Origin of the sequence: Pseudonocardia sp. Ae505_Ps2, assembly GCF_001932425.1 — a bacterium.
Lineage (GTDB): Bacteria > Actinomycetota > Actinomycetes > Mycobacteriales > Pseudonocardiaceae > Pseudonocardia.
The window spans coordinates 5,423,376-5,439,541 of the sequence record NZ_MCIP01000001.1 but is presented as its reverse complement, the minus strand read 5'-3'; the positions used below and the strand labels follow the sequence as shown (position 1 = coordinate 5,439,541).

Genomic DNA, 16,166 nt, shown 5'->3' with positions numbered 1-16,166 from the left:
GCCGGTGCGGCCGGGCCCCTCGGGGTGCGTACGACGTCAGGCGATCTGCCGGTCACCCGGGTTGATCGGGCGGGGCAGGACGGAGCGGCCGGTGAGCCACTCGTCCACACCCGCTGCCGCGGAGCGGCCCTCGGCGATGGCCCACACGATCAGCGACTGGCCGCGGCCGATGTCACCGGCGACGAACACGCCGTCGACCGAGGACATGTAGCGCTCGTCGCGGGCGACGTTGCCGCGCTCGTCGAGGTCGACCTGGAGGTCGTTCAGCAGGGCGCCCTTCTCCGGGCCGACGAAGCCCATCGCGAGCAGCACCAGCTGCGCCGGGAGCTCCCGCTCGGTGCCCTCGACGGGCTCGAAGCCGGACTCCCCGCGCTTCACCTCGACGATCCGGATGCCGGCGAGCTTGCCGTCGGCGTCCTTCACGAACTCGGTCGTGTTGACCGAGAACAGCCGCTCGCCGCCCTCCTCGTGGGCCGAGGAGACGCGGTAGACCATGGGGTAGGTCGGCCACGGCATGTTCTCGGTGCGGTGCTCCGGCGGGGTCGGCATGATCTCCAGCTGGGTCACCGAGCGCGCACCCTGACGGTGCGAGGTGCCCAGGCAGTCGGCGCCGGTGTCACCGCCGCCGATGATCACGACGTCCTTGCCCTCGGCGGAGATGGGCGGTGCGTCGAGGTCGCCCTGCTGCACGTGGTTGGCCCACGGCAGGAACTCCATCGCCTGGTAGACGCCCTCGGCGTCGCGGCCCTCGGCGGGCAGGTCGCGCCACGCCGTCGCGCCGCCGGCGAGGACGACCGCGTCGAAGTCGGCGCGCAGCTGCTCGACGGTGATGTCGGTGCCGACGTCGACCGAGGCCCGGAAGTGGGTGCCCTCGGCGACCATCTGCTCCAGGCGCCGGTCCAGGCGCGCCTTCTCCATCTTGAACTCGGGGATGCCGTAGCGCAGCAGCCCGCCGATGCGGTCGGCCCGCTCGAACACGACGACGTCGTGCCCGACCCGGGTCAGCTGCTGGGCGGCGGCCAGCCCGGCCGGCCCGGACCCGACGACGGCGACCTTCTTCCCGGTCTTCACCTCCGGGACCATCGGGGGCACCCAGCCCTCGTCCCACGCCTTGTCGATGATCTCGATCTCGACCTGCTTGATCGTGACCGCGTCGTCGTTGATGGCGAGCACGCACGCCGCCTCGCACGGGGCGGGGCACAGCGTCCCGGTGAACTCCGGGAAGTTGTTCGTGGCGTGCAGCCGCTCGATCGCCTCGCGCCAGTCCCGGCGGTAGACCAGGTCGTTCCACTCGGGGATGAGGTTCCCCAGCGGACAGCCCTGGTGACAGAACGGGATGCCGCAGTTCATGCAGCGCCCGGCCTGCTTCTCGAGGGTCTGCTTCGGGAAGTCCTCGTAGACCTCGCGCCAGTCCATCAGCCGCAGGTCCACCGGCCGCCGGGTCGGCGTCTGCCGGGGAGTGGTCATGAAGCCCTTGGGGTCACCCATGAGCAGCCTCCATGATCGCCTGGTTGACATCGCGGCCCTCGCGCTCGGCGTTCTCCGTCGCGAGCAGCACGCGCTTGTAGTCCTTGGGCATGACCTTGCCGAACCGCTCGACCGCGTTGTCCCAGTCGGTGAGCAGCGCGTGCGCCACCGCGGAGCCGGTCTCGGCGTGGTGCCGCTCGACGAGGTCGTGCACGATCGACCGGTCCTCGTCCGCGAGCGGGTCGAGGTCGACCATCTCCGGGTTGACCCGGTTGCGGTCGACGTCGAGCAGGTAGGCGACGCCACCGGACATGCCGGCGGCGAAGTTCCGCCCGGTCCGCCCGAGGACGACGACCCGGCCACCGGTCATGTACTCGCAGCCGTGGTCACCGACGCCCTCGACGACGGCCACCGCACCCGAGTTCCGGACGCAGAACCGCTCGCCGACGACACCGCGGATGAACATCTCGCCCGAGGTCGCGCCGTAGCCGATCACGTTGCCGGCGATGACGTTCTCCTCGGCGGGGAACGGCGACGACGGGTCCGGCCGCAGGGTCAGCCGGCCACCGGACAGCCCCTTGCCGAAGTAGTCGTTGGTGTCGCCCACCAGCCGCAGCGTGATGCCCTTGGGCACGAACGCACCGAAGCTCTGGCCGGCCGAGCCGGTCAGCGTGATGTCGATCGTGTCGTCGGGCAGGCCCTTGCCGCCGTGTGCCCGGGTCAGCTCGGACCCGAGCATCGTGCCGACGGTGCGGTTGACGTTGCGCACCGGCAGGTCCAGCCGGACCCGGTCGCCGTTGCGCAGTGCGCCCTCGGCCAGCTGGATCATGGTGTTGTCCAGCGCCTTGTCCAGGCCGTGGTCCTGCTCGCGGGTCCGCTTGCGCGGCGCGTCGTCCGGCACGTCGGCGATCTTGAAGATCGGCGAGAGGTCCAGGTGCTTGGACTTCCAGTGCTGGGCCGCGGTGTCGACGTCGAGCACGTCGGCCCGGCCGATCGCCTCGTCGAGCGAGCGGAAGCCCAGCTCGGCGAGGATCTCGCGAACCTCCTGCGCGACGAACCGCATGAAGTTCACGACGTACTCGGCCTTGCCGTTGAACTTCTTGCGCAGCTCCGGGTTCTGCGTCGCGACGCCGACCGGACAGGTGTCGAGGTGACAGACGCGCATCATGATGCAGCCCGACACGACCAGCGGGGCGGTCGCGAAGCCGTACTCCTCGGCGCCGAGCAGCGCCGCGATGACGACGTCACGGCCGGTCTTGAGCTGGCCGTCGGCCTGCACCGTGATCCGGTCGCGCAGCCCGTTGGCCATCAGCGTCTGCTGGGTCTCGGCCAGGCCGAGCTCCCAGGGGCCGCCGGCGTGCTTGATCGAGGACAGCGGCGAGGCGCCGGTGCCGCCGTCGTGGCCCGAGATCAGCACGACGTCGGAGTGCGCCTTGGACACACCGGCCGCCACGGTCCCGACGCCGACCTGGGACACCAGCTTCACGTGGATGCGGGCCCGCGGGTTGGCGTTCTTCAGGTCGTGGATGAGCTGCTTGATGTCCTCGATCGAGTAGATGTCGTGGTGCGGCGGCGGCGAGATGAGGCCGACGCCCGGCGTCGAGTACCGAGTGGTCGCGATCCACGGGTAGACCTTGCTGCCGGGCAGCTGACCGCCCTCACCGGGCTTGGCGCCCTGGGCGATCTTGATCTGGATGTCGTCGGCGTTGACCAGGTACTCGGAGGTGACGCCGAACCGGCCGGACGCCGCCTGCTTGACCGCACTGCGCCGCGAGTCGCCGTTGGGGTCCGGGGTGAAGCGGTCCGGGTCCTCGCCGCCCTCACCGGTGTTGGACCGGCCGCCGATGCGGTTCATCGCGATCGCCAGGGTCTCGTGCATCTCCTGGGAGATCGAGCCGTAGGAGATCGCGCCGGTCGCGAACCGGGTCATGATCGACTCGATCGACTCGACCTCGTCGATCGACACGGGCTCGCGCCCGTCCTTGAAGCGGAACAGGCCGCGCAGCGTCATCAGCCGCTTCGCCTGGTCGTCGACGGCCTTCGTGTACTCCTTGAAGACCTCGTACTTCCCGGCCCGGGTGGAGTGCTGCAGCTTGAAGACGGTCTGCGGGTTGAACAGGTGCAGCTCGCCCTCGCGGCGCCACTGGTACTCGCCGCCGACCGGCAGCGCCCGGTGCGAGGCACGGACGTCGTCGGCGGGGTAGGCGCGCCGGTGGTGGGCCAGGACCTCCTCGGCGAGGACGTCGAAGCCGACGCCGCCGATCCGCGACGCGGTGCCGCGGAAGGCCGCGTCGATGACCTCGGAGCCCAGGCCGACGGCCTCGAAGATCTGCGCACCGGTGTAGGACGCGACCGTCGAGACGCCCATCTTCGACATGGTCTTGCGGACACCCTTGCCGAGCGCCTTGACCAGGTTCTTCGCCGCGGTCGGGCCGTCGACGCCGGGGATGTCGCCGCGCTCGGCGAGGTCCTCGACCGTGGCCATCGCCAGGTACGGGTTCACCGCGGAGGCGCCGTAGCCCAGCAGCAGCGCGATGTGGTGGACCTCGCGGGCGTCCGCGGACTCCACGACCAGCCCGACCCGGGTACGCGAGCGCTCCCGGACCAGGTGGTGGTGCACGGTGCCGGTGAGCAGCAGCGACGGGATCGGCGCGTGCTCGGCGTCCACCCCGCGCTGGGACAGCACGATCAGGCGGGCCCCGTTCTCGATCGCGCGGGACACCTCCTGCTTGATCTCGGCCAGCCGCGAGAGCATGCCCTTGCCGCCGTCGCGGGCGGTGAAGGTGCCGCGGACGACGTGCGAGGCGAAGCCGGGGAACTCCCCGTCGTCGTTGATGTGGACGATCTTCGCCAGGTCGTCGTTGGTCAGCACCGGGAACGGCACGACGATGGTCCGACAGTGCGCCGGCGTCGCGTCGAGCAGGTTCTGCTCCGGCCCGAGCTGGCTGAACAGCGAGGTGACGAGCTCCTCGCGGATCGCGTCCAGCGGCGGGTTGGTGACCTGGGCGAACAGCTGGATGAAGTAGTCGTAGAGCTGGCGCGGGCGCTCGGCGATCGCGGCGAGCGGCGCGTCGTTGCCCATCGAGCCGATCGGCTCGGCCCCGGACACCGCCATCGGGCGGAGCAGGACGTTGAGCTCCTCCTCGGTGTAGCCGAGGGCCTGCTGGCGCAGGTTGAGCGTCTCGTGGGTCGGGGTCTCGCGGGTACGGGCGGGCAGCTCGTCGAGCCGGATCAGGCCGGCGTGCAGCCAGTCGGCGTACGGGTGCTCGGCCGCCAGCGCGCCCTTCACCTCGTCGTCGTCGACGATCTTGCCGAGCTCGGTGTCGATGAGGAACATCCGGCCCGGCTCGAGGCGGCCCTTGCGGACGACCTTGTCGGGCGCGACGTCCAGCACGCCGACCTCGGAGGCGAGCACGACCAGGCCGTCCTCGGTGACCCAGTAGCGGGCCGGGCGCAGGCCGTTGCGGTCGAGGACCGCACCGATCCGGGTGCCGTCGGTGAACGCCACCAGGGCCGGTCCGTCCCACGGCTCCATCAGGGTGGAGTGGTACTCGTAGAACGCCCGCCGGGCGGGGTCCAGCTCGGTGTTGTGCTCCCAGGCCTCCGGGATCATCATCAGCACCGCGTGCGGCAGGCTGCGACCGGACAGGTGCAGCAGCTCCAGGACCTCGTCGAAGGTGGCCGAGTCCGACGCGTCCGGGGTGACGATCGGGGTCAGCCGCGACAGGTCGCCGGGCAGGTTCGCGGACTCCAGCAGCGACTCGCGGGCCGCCATCCAGTTCCGGTTGCCGCGCAGCGTGTTGATCTCACCGTTGTGCGCCACGTAGCGGAACGGGTGCGCCAGCGGCCACGCCGGGAACGTGTTCGTCGAGAAGCGCGAGTGCACGATCGCCAGCGCGGAGGTCACGCGCTCGTCGTTCAGGTCGGGGTAGAACGCCGCGACCTGCGGCTCGGCGAGCATGCCCTTGTAGATGACGGTGCGCGGCGACAGCGACGGGAAGTAGGTCTCGGTGTCGTGCTCGACCCGCTTCCGGAAGCAGAACGCGCGGCGCTCCAGGTCGATGCCGGCGGGCGCGCTCTCCGGGGCGTCCCCGGTCAGCTCCACGCCACCGACGAACAGCTGCCGGAAGCCCGGCATGGCGTTCCGGGCGATGGAGCCCAGGTCCGCGGCGTCGGGGTCGGTCGGGAGCTCGCGCCACCCGAGGACCGTGAGGTCCTCCTCGGCGGCGAGCGCGTCGATCCGCTCGATCGCCGCGGCGGCCTCGGCCTCGTCACGCGGCAGCATCGCGATGCCGGTGGCGTAGGCGCCCTCCGCGGGCAGGTCGAAGTCGGTGACCTCGCGGTAGAACGCGTCCGGGACCTGGATCAGGATCCCGGCACCGTCACCGGTGTTGTACTCGGCGCCACGTGCACCGCGGTGCTCCAGTCGCAGCAGGGCCTCGATGGCCTTCTGCACGATGGCGTGGCTGCGCTTGCCGGTGACGTCGGCCAACATGGCCACACCGCAGGCGTCGTGCTCGTGATCGGCGGCGTAGAGCCCACCGGGCGAGGGGCGACGCGTCTGGTCACTGATCGCGGCCAACTGCTCCTCCTGTCGTCTCGGTGCACCTGGAGCCACCCGCATCGGACGACCCGGACAGGCAAGCTCGCTGCGGTCCGAAAAGGGTTCTCAGAGTACAGCGCGCAGCCCGAGTGGGACGTGCGACGAGGGCCGTTCAGGTGCACCGTGCCGCCGGGTGGGTGACCGGCGGACGGAATCTTCCTCCGGGCACGCCGAGCGGCCGGGCGCTGACTTCCAGTACCCGGCCGTTCCTGCGGCACGGTTCGACCGCACACCCCGGCGAGTGCGGTCTGGCGAGTGCACAGAGTCGCACGTCGCAACCGTGGTGCGCTACTGAGAGCGGCCCACCTGTCCCGTGATGTGGATCGCTGACCATGCGAGCAGGTCAACGTTGCCGTCCCGTGTCCGGACGGTGAGCCGAGCGTGACCATCCGTCGGGAAGTGCCGTCTACTGCGTGGGATCGCCGTGCGGGAGCGGGTCGTTACGCGCCGCGTCCCGGGAACCGGGGGAGACTGGGCGCGATGAACGCGTCGCCGCACACGCCCGCCGCCGGGCCGCCGCCGTCCTCACCCGACCGGGTGTCCGACGAACGGGTCGCCGCGGTGCTCGCCGATGTCGCCACGATCGGTCCCTGGTTCGCGGTGGCGACGCCCGCCGCGTCCGGCACCGTCCGGTGGGACGCGCTCTACGCCGCGCCCGTGGTCGGTGGCCCGGACCCGCTCGGCCGGCGGATCGACGAGGTCACCACCGCGCTCGGCGGGGACCGGCGGGTCGGGGCATCGGTCGCGGTGATGGGGCTCGCGGCGCGGATCGTGTCCATGCCCTTCGCGGCCGTGGCCCTGCACGGTGTCCTCCCGTCGCTCGGGGAGCTGCGCCGGGACCCGGGCGCAGCCGACCCGTGGGCGGCCGCCCTGCCCGCCGGGGCCACCGGCATCGCCACCCCGGACGTCGCCGTCGACCCGGCGGGCGCCGCGGACCTGCTCGCCCGGGAGCTCGCCGACGCCCATCTGGAGCCGCTGTACGCCGCCGTCGCCGTCCGCGCCGCGGTGTCGCCGCGGGTGCTGCGCGGCAACGTGGTGTCCTCGATCGGCGGGGCGGCGCGGGTCATGGAGGCCGTGCGGCGCCCGGACCGGCGTCGGTACCTGGCCCTGCTCGACGCGCTCGTCGACCAGCCGGTGCTGCGCGGGCCGTTGCCCTCGGGGGCGACCGGGCGCCTGCTCCGTCTCGACGACACCGACCCGGACACCGAGTGGGCGTTCCGGCGCCGCTCCTGCTGCCTCTACGTCCGCGCCCCCGGCGGCGGGACCTGCGGCGACTGCGTGCTCGCCGGCCGCGCCTGACCGGGACACCGCACCGCCCCCGGACACCGCCCCCCGGCACCGCCCCGTCCTCCGGCGCGGCCCGGCAGCGCCCCGGGTCGCAGGCAGCGCAGGCGGCGCAGGCGTGCCAGGGCGGCGCCGGGCGGAGCTCAGGCCGGCAGCACGATGTCGGCGACGGTGACCCGCACCCGGGCGTCGAGGCCGCACACCGTCGCGACCTCCTCGGCCACCTCCCGGCGCACCCGTTCGGCCAGCTCGGCGCAGTTCGTGCCGAACCGCACACCCACCGTCACCCGGATCTCGGCCTCGTGCCCGTGCACCGACGCGACCAGGCCCTGCACCCGCAGCTCCTCGGGCACCGGGTCGCGGGGCAGCCAGTCCGCGGCCAGTCCCAGCAGGGTGTGCGCGACGTCGCCCATCAGCGCCACGACCCCCGGGACCCGCCGGACCCGTCGCGCCGCCACCCGCGCGACGGCCAGGTCGGAGACGGACACCGTCGTCGGCCCGCTCATGCCGGCTCCTCCCAGAGGTCCTCGACGAGGATGTCCACCCCGGCGATCGGCACGCCGAGCGTGCGGTCCCCGGCCGAGATCATCATCTGCCGGACGCGGGCGGTGACCGACGCGAGGTCGACGCCGAACCGCGCGGCGACCGTCACCCGCACCCACACCGCGGGCGGGCCGTCCGCGGAACCGTCCGGGTCGCGGAGCTGCTCGATCCGGCAGCGGCGGGCCCGCAGCCCGTCCATCGTGTCCACGACGTGGCGCAGCGCCGCCTCGGCGGTTGGCCTGCCGAGCCACGCGTCCGGGCCGAGGGTGAGCAGCTCGTGCGGGCGCAGGTCCGCGACGACCGCGCCCATCACCTGTTCCAGCACCGACGGCGGCGGCCGCAGCGGCTCGGCCGCCATCCTCGCCACCAGCCCGCCGAGCCGGTCGTGGTCGGCGCGTGCGCGCACGCAGTGCGGACAGGTCAGCTCGTGCTCGTCGAGCACGCCCTCCTCCGCGTGGTCCCAGACGTCGGCGGCGTCCCGGCCGCAGGCCAGCGGCTCGACGCGGTCCGCCCCGGTCCTCCCTACCGCCATGCCCGCATCCTCTCCGCCAGTGCTCCGCGCGCCCGGTGGATCCGGCCGCGGACGGCGGTCTCGCCCGCCCCGGTGATCTGGGAGATCTCGCTGTAGCCCAGCCCCTCCAGCTCCCGCAGCACCCACGCCGTGCGCTGATCCTCCGGCAGCGACGCGACCGCCCGCGACAGTGCCGCCATCTCCGCGTCGACCTCGGCGGCCCGCTCCGGGGTGGGGGAGCGGTCGTCGGCCGGCGCGCCCGGACCGTCGTCGGTCGGGAGCGGGTCGGTCCGTCGTCTCCGCCGTGCCAGTGCGGTGCAGCGGTGGGTGACGATCCGGTACATCCAGGTGGAGAAGGCCGCCTCGCCGCGGAAGGTGCCGATCCGCCGCCAGGCGTCGATGAGCGCGTCCTGCAGGGCGTCCTCGGCGTCGGTGGCGTCGCCGAGGACCCGGACCGCGACCCGGAACAGGGCGTTCTGGTGGCGGCGGGCCAGCTCCTCGAACGCGCCGACGTCGCCGTCCTGGGCCCGGACGACCAGCGTGGTCTCGTCCAGCTCGGCCCGCGACGGCACCCGTGCCGGCTGTGCCGACGGCACGTCAGGGCTCGGTGGTCGGGCGGCCGGTGGGCCGCTGACCTGCGCGTTCACCATGGACGGCCCCGTCGGGGTGTGAGCGGTGGAAGGTGGGGGTAGTCCCCACTCGTCGAGGACGGTAGCGACCGGCGGGCACCCCCGCCCGCCGGACACGCGACCGGGAAGCAGGTGAGTTCCATGGGTCTCGGAGACAAGATCAGCAACAAGGCCGAGGAGCTGGGTGGCAAGGCCAAGGAGGCCACCGGCGAGGCGACCGACGACAAGGACCTGCAGGCCGAGGGCAAGGCCGACCAGGCCACCGGCAACCTGAAGCAGGCCGGCGAGAAGCTCAAGGACACCTTCAAGAGCTGACCCGCGCACCACGACGGCGGCGGCACCCCACAGCGGGGTGCCGCCGCCGTCGTCTGTCGCTAAGGTCCGGCCCCGTGACCGACCCCGCCGCAGGACCCGGCCCGCAGGCCGTCGCGGACGCCGTGCTGGCCCACCCCTCGGTGCTGCGCCTCGACGGCGGCCCGTTCGGCGCGATCGCGTCGTACCTGCCCGGGCACCGGGTCCAGGGTGTGCGGCTGGCCGACCCGGTCGAGATCGCCGTCGTCCTCCGGCTGGGCAGGCCCTTCGCGGAGGTCGCCGACGAGGTCGCCGACCGGGTCCGCGCCGTCCTCGGTGACGACACCCTGGCCGTGGACGTGACCGTCGCCGGCGTCGGTGCGGCCGGCGGTGTCGAGGGCCCCGCCGCACCGTGACCCGCGCCCGGGCCGTCGCACGGTGACCGGGCTCGCCTAAACTCGCGCGAGCCCCGCCGTCACCGGGCGCGTCCCACGTACCCGGCGGCCGGTGGCACGGGACGCCCGGCGCGAGAGCCGGGATCGTCCGGCGCCGGCGGGCGGGGCCACCGACCGGGGGCCGCGCGAGCCGCGGCCCGATGCATCACTCGTACCGCCCCAAGGAGTTCCACCGTGAAGAGCACCGTCGAGCACCTCAGCCCGACGCGCGTCCGGATCAACGTCGAGGTGCCGTTCGACGAGCTCAAGCCCGACTTCGACCGCGCGTACAAGAAGATCGCCCAGCAGGTCCGCATCCCCGGCTTCCGCCCGGGCAAGGCGCCGGCCCGCATCCTGGAGGCCCGGATCGGCCGTGGCCCCGTCCTGGACGAGGTCGTGAACGCCGCGATCCCGGTGAAGTACCAGGAGGCCGTGGTGACGTCCGAGGACGTCAAGCCGATCGGCCGGCCCGACATCGAGGTCACCGAGATCGCCGACGGCGAGCGCATCGCGTTCACCGCCGAGGTCGACGTCCGCCCCGAGATCACCCTCCCCGACCTGGACGGCCTGACCGTCGAGGTCGACGAGACCGAGGTGACCGAGGACGAGGTCACCGAGCAGCTCGACCAGCTGCGCGCCCGTTTCGGCACCCTGGCCGGTGTCGACCGCCCGGCGCAGAAGGGCGACTACGTCCAGATCGACCTCTCCGCCGCCGTCGACGGCACGCCGATCGAGGAGGCCACCACGACCGGCTTCTCCTACGAGGTCGGCCAGGGCGGTCTCATCGACGGCATCGACGAGGCCATCGAGGGCATGTCGGCCGGCGAGGAGAAGACCTTCACCTCGAAGCTGGTCGCCGGCGAGCACGCGGACTCCGACGCGGAGATCACCGTCAAGGTGACCACCGTGAAGGAGCGCAACCTCCCCGACGCCGACGACGAGTTCGCCCAGCTGGCGTCGGAGTTCGACACCCTCGACGAGCTGACCGAGAACCTGCGCGAGCGCCTGGGCCGGTCCAAGCGGATGGAGCAGGCCGCGCAGGCCCGCGACCGTCTCCTGGACAAGCTCGTCGAGGACACCGAGGTGCCGCTGCCGGAGTCGGTCGTCGCGGCCGAGGTCGAGACCCGCACCCACGACGCGGTGCACGCCTTCGACCACGACGAGGACAAGTTCGGCGAGTTCCTCTCCTCGCAGGACAAGACCCGCGAGCAGTTCGACACCGAGACGCGCGAGGAGGCCGAGAAGGCCGTCCGCTACCGCCTCGTGCTCGACACCCTGGCCGACCGCGAGGAGATCTCGGTCGGGGACCAGGAGCTCACCGAGCGGATCATGTACCAGGCCCAGCAGTACGGCATGGCCCCCGAGCAGTTCGTCCAGCAGATCCAGCAGGCCGGCCAGCTCGGCGTGATCTACCAGGACGTGCGCCGCTCCAAGGCGCTGATCACCGCCGTGCGCGCGGCGACCGTCACCCTCCCGGGTGGCGAGGTCGTCGACCTGTCCGACCTGCTCGGGCCGGACGAGGACGAGACCACCGTCGAGGAGGTCCCCGCGACCGATGTGGACGGTGCCGCCGACACCGCCGACGAGGCCGCCGACACCGCCGACACCACCGCGGAGACCACCAGCGACGAGGCCTCCGACAAGGCCTCCGACAAGGCCGACGCGAAGGCCTGACCGGCCGTCGTCACCCGGCCTCGCACGACGTGCCGTGCGCTGTCGGCGAACATCGGGCGTCGTTCCCTACGCGGGGCCCCCGCTCCGCGTAGGGTCGGCCCCGAACCGGTCCCCACCGGACCGTGAACGGGTTCGCAAGACCCGACACCGGAGAACCGAGAGCGATCCAGAGGAAGACTCCGGGACCCCCTCCCACGGCGTCCGCGCCGCGGGAGCGGGCCCGACTTCGGAAAGCAGGGTGAAGTGAGCCAGCAGGACACCGGCCCGTCCGCGGGCCGCGGCACCGGGCCGCAGATGCGGTCCGGCATCAGCGCTATGTCGCTGTCCGACTCCGTGTACGACCGCCTGCTCCAGCAGCGCATCATCGTGCTCGGTCAGCAGGTGGACGCGGAGATCTCGAACCGCATCGCGGCGCAGATGCTGCTGCTCGCGGCCGAGGACCCGGACAAGGACATCGAGCTCTACATCAACTCGCCCGGTGGCTCGGTCACCGACGGCATGGCCATCTTCGACACGATGAACCTGATCCCGTGCGACGTGGCGACCACGGCGATGGGCATGGCCGCGTCGATGGGGCAGTTCCTGCTGTCGGCGGGCACCCCGGGCAAGCGCTCGGCGCTGCCGCACGCGCGGATCATGATGCACCAGCCGTCCGCCGGCGTCGGCGGCACGGAAGCCGACATCACCATCCAGGCCGAGCAGTTCCGCCGCACCAAGCGGGAGATGGCGGAGCTGATCGCCCAGCACACCGGTCAGTCGGTCGAGACCATCGAGCGTGACTCCGACCGCGACCGCTGGTTCTCCGCGCAGGAGGCCAAGGACTACGGCTTCGTCGACCACGTCGTCACGCACGCGGGCCGGATCGGCGAGCAGAACGGGAGCGCCCAGTGAGCACCTTCGACCCGCGCCACCCGGAGTCGATGACCGACCTGCGCGGCCCCGGCGGCTGGGCGCCGGACCCGGCCCGTTCCCGGTACGTGCTCCCGTCGTACGTGGAGCGCACCAGCTACGGGGTCAAGGAGTCGAACCCGTACAACAAGCTCTTCGAGGAGCGCATCATCTTCCTCGGTGAGCAGATCAACGACACCTCGGCGAACGACACCATGGCCCAGCTGCTGGTGCTCGAGTCGCTCGACCCGGACCGCGAGATCTCGCTGTACATCAACTCGCCGGGCGGGTCGTTCACGTCGCTGATGGCGATCTACGACACGATGCAGTTCATCCGGCCCGACATCCAGACCGTCTGCCTCGGGCAGGCGGCGTCGGCGGCGGCCGTGCTGCTGTGCGCCGGTACCCCGGGCCGCCGCATGGCGGTCGAGAACGCCCGCATCCTGATCCACCAGCCGGCCACCCAGGGCGTGTACGGCCAGGTGTCGGACCTGGAGATCCAGGCGGCGGAGATCTCCCGCATCCGCAAGCGGATGGAGGAGGTCATCGCGCGGCACTCCAACCGGACCGCGGAGCAGGTGCGCGAGGACATCGACCGGGACAAGATCCTCACGGCCGAGGAGGCCAAGGACTACGGCCTGGTCGACGAGATCGTGCAGAGCCGCAAGCTGTCCGGTACCGCCGGCGGCAAGTGACACCCGGGTCACCGGCGGCCGGATCCGGCCGCCGGTGACCGCCCGGCGACCCGCCGGGGAACCGGACACCGCTTCCGGTCCCCGTGCGGGCCGCGGGCAGGTACCGTCAACCCGGCACGGGGCGACGGGCGCGACGCGAGAACGCCGGACCAGGACTGGGGATCGACACCTATGGCACGCATCGGCGACGGCGGGGACCTGCTCAAGTGCTCGTTCTGCGGGAAGAGCCAGAAGCAGGTCAAGAAGCTCATCGCCGGCCCCGGCGTCTACATCTGCGACGAGTGCATCGATCTCTGCAACGAGATCATCGAGGAGGAGCTGGCCGAGGCCGGTGAGGTCAAGCTCGACGAGCTGCCCAAGCCCACCGAGATCCACGAGTTCCTCGACCAGTACGTCGTCGGTCAGGCCACCACCAAGCGCACGCTGTCGGTGGCGGTCTACAACCACTACAAGCGCATCCAGGCCGGCGAGCGCAGCCGTGCCGCGGGCGGCGACGCCTCCGACGGCATCGAGATCGCCAAGTCGAACATCCTGATGCTCGGCCCCACCGGCTGCGGCAAGACCTACCTGGCGCAGACGCTGGCCAAGATGCTCAACGTCCCGTTCGCCATCGCCGACGCGACCGCCCTCACCGAGGCCGGCTACGTGGGCGAGGACGTCGAGAACATCCTGCTCAAGCTCATCCAGGCCGCCGACTACGACGTGAAGCGCGCCGAGACCGGCATCATCTACATCGACGAGGTCGACAAGATCGCGCGGAAGTCGGAGAACCCGTCGATCACCCGTGACGTGTCCGGCGAGGGCGTGCAGCAGGCGCTGCTGAAGATCATCGAGGGCACCACCGCGAGCGTCCCGCCGCAGGGCGGTCGCAAGCACCCGCACCAGGAGTTCATCCAGATCGACACGACGAACGTCCTGTTCATCGTGGCCGGCGCCTTCGCCGGGCTGGAGCGGATCATCGGCGAGCGGGTCGGGCAGTCCGGCATCGGCTTCGGCGCCGACATCCGCTCGAAGAAGGACCTGGACTCCGCGGAGCGCTTCGCGGAGACCCTCCCCGAGGACCTGATCAAGTTCGGCCTGATCCCCGAGTTCATCGGCCGGCTCCCGATCGTCGCCTCGGTGACCTCGCTCGACAAGGACGCCCTGGTCAAGATCCTGACCGAGCCGCGGAACGCCCTGGTGAAGCAGTACCGCAAGCTGTTCGAGATGGACGGCGTGGAGCTGGAGTTCGCCGAGGACGCCCTCGACGCCGTGGCCGACCAGGCGATCCTGCGTGGTACCGGCGCCCGTGGCCTGCGGGCGATCATGGAGGAGGTCCTCCTCCCGGTGATGTACGACATCCCCAGCCGCGACGACGTGGCGAAGGTCGTCGTGACCGCCCAGACGGTGAAGGACAACGTCAACCCGACGATCGTCCCGCGCCAGCCGCAGCGCCGGGAGCGCCGCGACCGCTCGGCCTGAGCCGCCGCACGCACCGACCCGACGCCGGTCCCACCAGCAGGTGGGACCGGCGTTGTCGTATCGAGACCGGCTCGGGTTGCCGCACCCTTCCGCACTACTTAGCGTTGCTCCGTCAACAGTCGACGGAGGGGCGAGATGTCCGGATTTCTCACGCGTGAGCGCATCGTCGCTCCACCCGGATGGAGCCGTTGGCTCGTCCCACCGGCGGCGCTGTCCATCCACCTGGCGATCGGCCAGGTCTACGCCTGGAGCGTCTTCAAGACCCCGCTGGCGACCGCGCTCGACCTGTCGGGCGTCGCCACGGCGCTGCCCTTCACCCTCGGCATCATCATGCTGGGGCTGTCCTCGGCGCTGTTCGGCACGAAGGTCGACAGCAACGGCCCGCGCTGGGCGATGGTCGTCGCGTCGAGCTGCTTCGTCGCCGGGTTCCTCATCTCGGGTCTCGGCCTCTACGCCGAGCAGTACTGGCTGGTCGTGCTGGGCTACGGCTTCGTCGGCGGCATCGGCCTGGGCATCGGCTACATCTCGCCGGTCTCCACGCTGATCAAGTGGTTCCCGGACCGCCCCGGCCTGTCCACCGGCCTGGCGATCATGGGTTTCGGCGGTGGCGCGCTCATCGCGACCCCGCTCACCAACTCGCTGCTGTCGGCGTTCGGCGGCTCCGGTGACGACGCCACGTCCTCCGGCATCGGGTCCACGTTCCTCACGATGGGCCTGATCTACCTGGTCTTCATGTCGGTCGGCTGGATCCTCATCCGGGTGCCCGCCGAGGGCTGGACGCCGCCGGGCTGGGACCCGTCGACGGCCAGGAAGAGCGGGATGATCTCGACCGGGAACGTCTCGGCGAACAACGCGATCCGCACGCCGCAGTTCTGGCTGCTGTGGGTGGTGCTGTGCTTCAACGTCACCGCGGGCATCGGCATCCTGGAACGGGCCTCACCGATCTTCCAGGACTTCTTCGCCGAGAACGGCGCCACGGCCACCCTCGCCGCGGCGGCCGGCGGGTTCGTCGCGATCCTGTCGCTGGCGAACTCGGCCGGGCGCATCGCCTGGTCGTCGCTGTCGGACGTGCTGGGCCGCAAGAACATGTACCGCATCTACCTGGGCGTCGGCGCGCTGCTGTACCTGCTGATCACGCTGATCCCGAACCAGTCGCGGGCGCTGTTCATCGTCGCCGCGGTGCTGATCCTGTCGTTCTACGGCGCCGGGTTCGCCACCGTCCCGGCGTACCTGCGGGACCTGTTCGGCACCTACCAGGTCGGCGCGATCCACGGCCGGCTGCTGACGGCGTGGTCCACCGCGGGCGTCCTCGGGCCGCTGATCGTCAACGCGATCGCCGACGCGCGGATCGACGCCGGCGTCGAGGGCCCCGCCCGGTACACGACCGCGTTCGTCATCATGATCGTCCTGCTGGTCATCGCGTTCGTCTGCAACGAGCTGATCAAGCCGGTCGACGGGAAGTTCCACGAGCCCACGGCGGCGGCCGCCCAGGGCCCCACACAGCAGAAGGAGACCGCGTGAGCAGCGTTGCCGAGACCGGCGGGTCGTCGACCTGGGGGCCGGTGCAGTGGGTCGGCGCCGTCCTGGCCTGGTTGTGGGTCGGCGTGCCGTTCGCCTACGGGCTCTACGAGCTCGTGCTGAAGATCCCCGCGCTGTTCGGCTGAGACTTCGCTTCCCGTTCACCCG

Annotated in this window: 14 protein-coding genes; 9 read left to right on the top strand and 5 right to left on the bottom strand. The window is 71.7% G+C overall.

What is annotated here, in order from left to right; genetic code table 11:
* Positions 1-36: 36 nt before the first annotated feature.
* On the bottom strand, positions 37-1,488 hold the full coding sequence (locus tag Ae505Ps2_RS25295; RefSeq protein ID WP_020624139.1) for a glutamate synthase subunit beta: 1,452 nt from the start codon (positions 1,486-1,488) through the stop codon (positions 37-39).
* The gene (gltB, locus tag Ae505Ps2_RS25290; RefSeq protein ID WP_170917087.1) at positions 1,481-6,049 is read right to left on the bottom strand and encodes a glutamate synthase large subunit; all 4,569 of its coding nucleotides are present in this window, start codon (positions 6,047-6,049) and stop codon (positions 1,481-1,483) included. Before gltB ends, Ae505Ps2_RS25295 begins: the two co-directional genes overlap by 8 nt.
* Before the next feature lie 501 nt (positions 6,050-6,550).
* Here gltB and Ae505Ps2_RS25285 point away from each other — a divergent pair.
* A complete protein-coding gene (locus tag Ae505Ps2_RS25285; RefSeq protein ID WP_075554051.1) occupies positions 6,551-7,369 on the top strand; it encodes a (2Fe-2S)-binding protein in 819 nt (272 codons plus the stop codon).
* Positions 7,370-7,497: 128 nt separating this feature from the next.
* Here the strand turns inward: Ae505Ps2_RS25285 and Ae505Ps2_RS25280 are convergent, their stop codons facing one another.
* From Ae505Ps2_RS25280 to Ae505Ps2_RS25270, 3 genes are read right to left on the bottom strand one after another with little or no spacing between them, the layout of a single operon-like run.
* Complete coding sequence (locus Ae505Ps2_RS25280) at positions 7,498-7,860, bottom strand: Asp23/Gls24 family envelope stress response protein (protein ID WP_075311276.1); 363 nt, start codon at positions 7,858-7,860, stop codon at positions 7,498-7,500.
* A complete protein-coding gene (locus tag Ae505Ps2_RS25275; protein WP_020625708.1) occupies positions 7,857-8,429 on the bottom strand; it encodes a hypothetical protein in 573 nt (190 codons plus the stop codon). Before Ae505Ps2_RS25275 ends, Ae505Ps2_RS25280 begins: the two co-directional genes overlap by 4 nt.
* A complete protein-coding gene (locus Ae505Ps2_RS25270; protein ID WP_233147472.1) occupies positions 8,420-9,004 on the bottom strand; it encodes a sigma-70 family RNA polymerase sigma factor in 585 nt (194 codons plus the stop codon). Before Ae505Ps2_RS25270 ends, Ae505Ps2_RS25275 begins: the two co-directional genes overlap by 10 nt.
* 174 nt (positions 9,005-9,178) lie before the next feature.
* On the opposite strand from Ae505Ps2_RS25270, the gene Ae505Ps2_RS25265 reads away from it, so the two are divergent.
* From Ae505Ps2_RS25265 to Ae505Ps2_RS32165, 8 genes are all read left to right on the top strand, one after another.
* A complete protein-coding gene (locus tag Ae505Ps2_RS25265; protein WP_020625706.1) occupies positions 9,179-9,352 on the top strand; it encodes a CsbD family protein in 174 nt (57 codons plus the stop codon).
* Between the two features lie 74 nt (positions 9,353-9,426).
* Positions 9,427-9,744 (top strand): hypothetical protein, encoded by a 318-nt coding sequence (locus tag Ae505Ps2_RS25260; protein ID WP_075311278.1) that lies wholly within the window; start codon positions 9,427-9,429, stop codon positions 9,742-9,744.
* A 213-nt stretch (positions 9,745-9,957) separates the two neighbouring features.
* Entirely contained in the window at positions 9,958-11,436 is a 1,479-nt protein-coding gene (gene tig / locus Ae505Ps2_RS25255; RefSeq protein WP_075554050.1) for a trigger factor, read from the top strand.
* 294 nt (positions 11,437-11,730) lie between these two features.
* A complete protein-coding gene (locus Ae505Ps2_RS25250) occupies positions 11,731-12,327 on the top strand; it encodes an ATP-dependent Clp protease proteolytic subunit (RefSeq protein WP_043280209.1) in 597 nt (198 codons plus the stop codon).
* A 29-nt stretch (positions 12,328-12,356) separates the two neighbouring features.
* A complete protein-coding gene (locus Ae505Ps2_RS25245) occupies positions 12,357-13,019 on the top strand; it encodes an ATP-dependent Clp protease proteolytic subunit (protein WP_051050275.1) in 663 nt (220 codons plus the stop codon).
* A gap of 171 nt (positions 13,020-13,190) precedes the next feature.
* Positions 13,191-14,480, top strand: a complete 1,290-nt coding sequence (gene clpX / locus Ae505Ps2_RS25240) for an ATP-dependent Clp protease ATP-binding subunit ClpX (protein ID WP_075311281.1) — start codon at positions 13,191-13,193, stop codon at positions 14,478-14,480.
* 135 nt (positions 14,481-14,615) lie between these two features.
* Entirely contained in the window at positions 14,616-16,001 is a 1,386-nt protein-coding gene (locus Ae505Ps2_RS25235) for an OFA family MFS transporter (RefSeq protein WP_075311283.1), read from the top strand.
* Positions 15,998-16,144 (top strand): hypothetical protein, encoded by a 147-nt coding sequence (locus Ae505Ps2_RS32165; RefSeq protein ID WP_020625699.1) that lies wholly within the window; start codon positions 15,998-16,000, stop codon positions 16,142-16,144. The genes Ae505Ps2_RS25235 and Ae505Ps2_RS32165 overlap by 4 nt, the downstream gene beginning before the upstream one ends.
* The last annotated feature ends 22 nt before the right edge of the window (positions 16,145-16,166 follow it).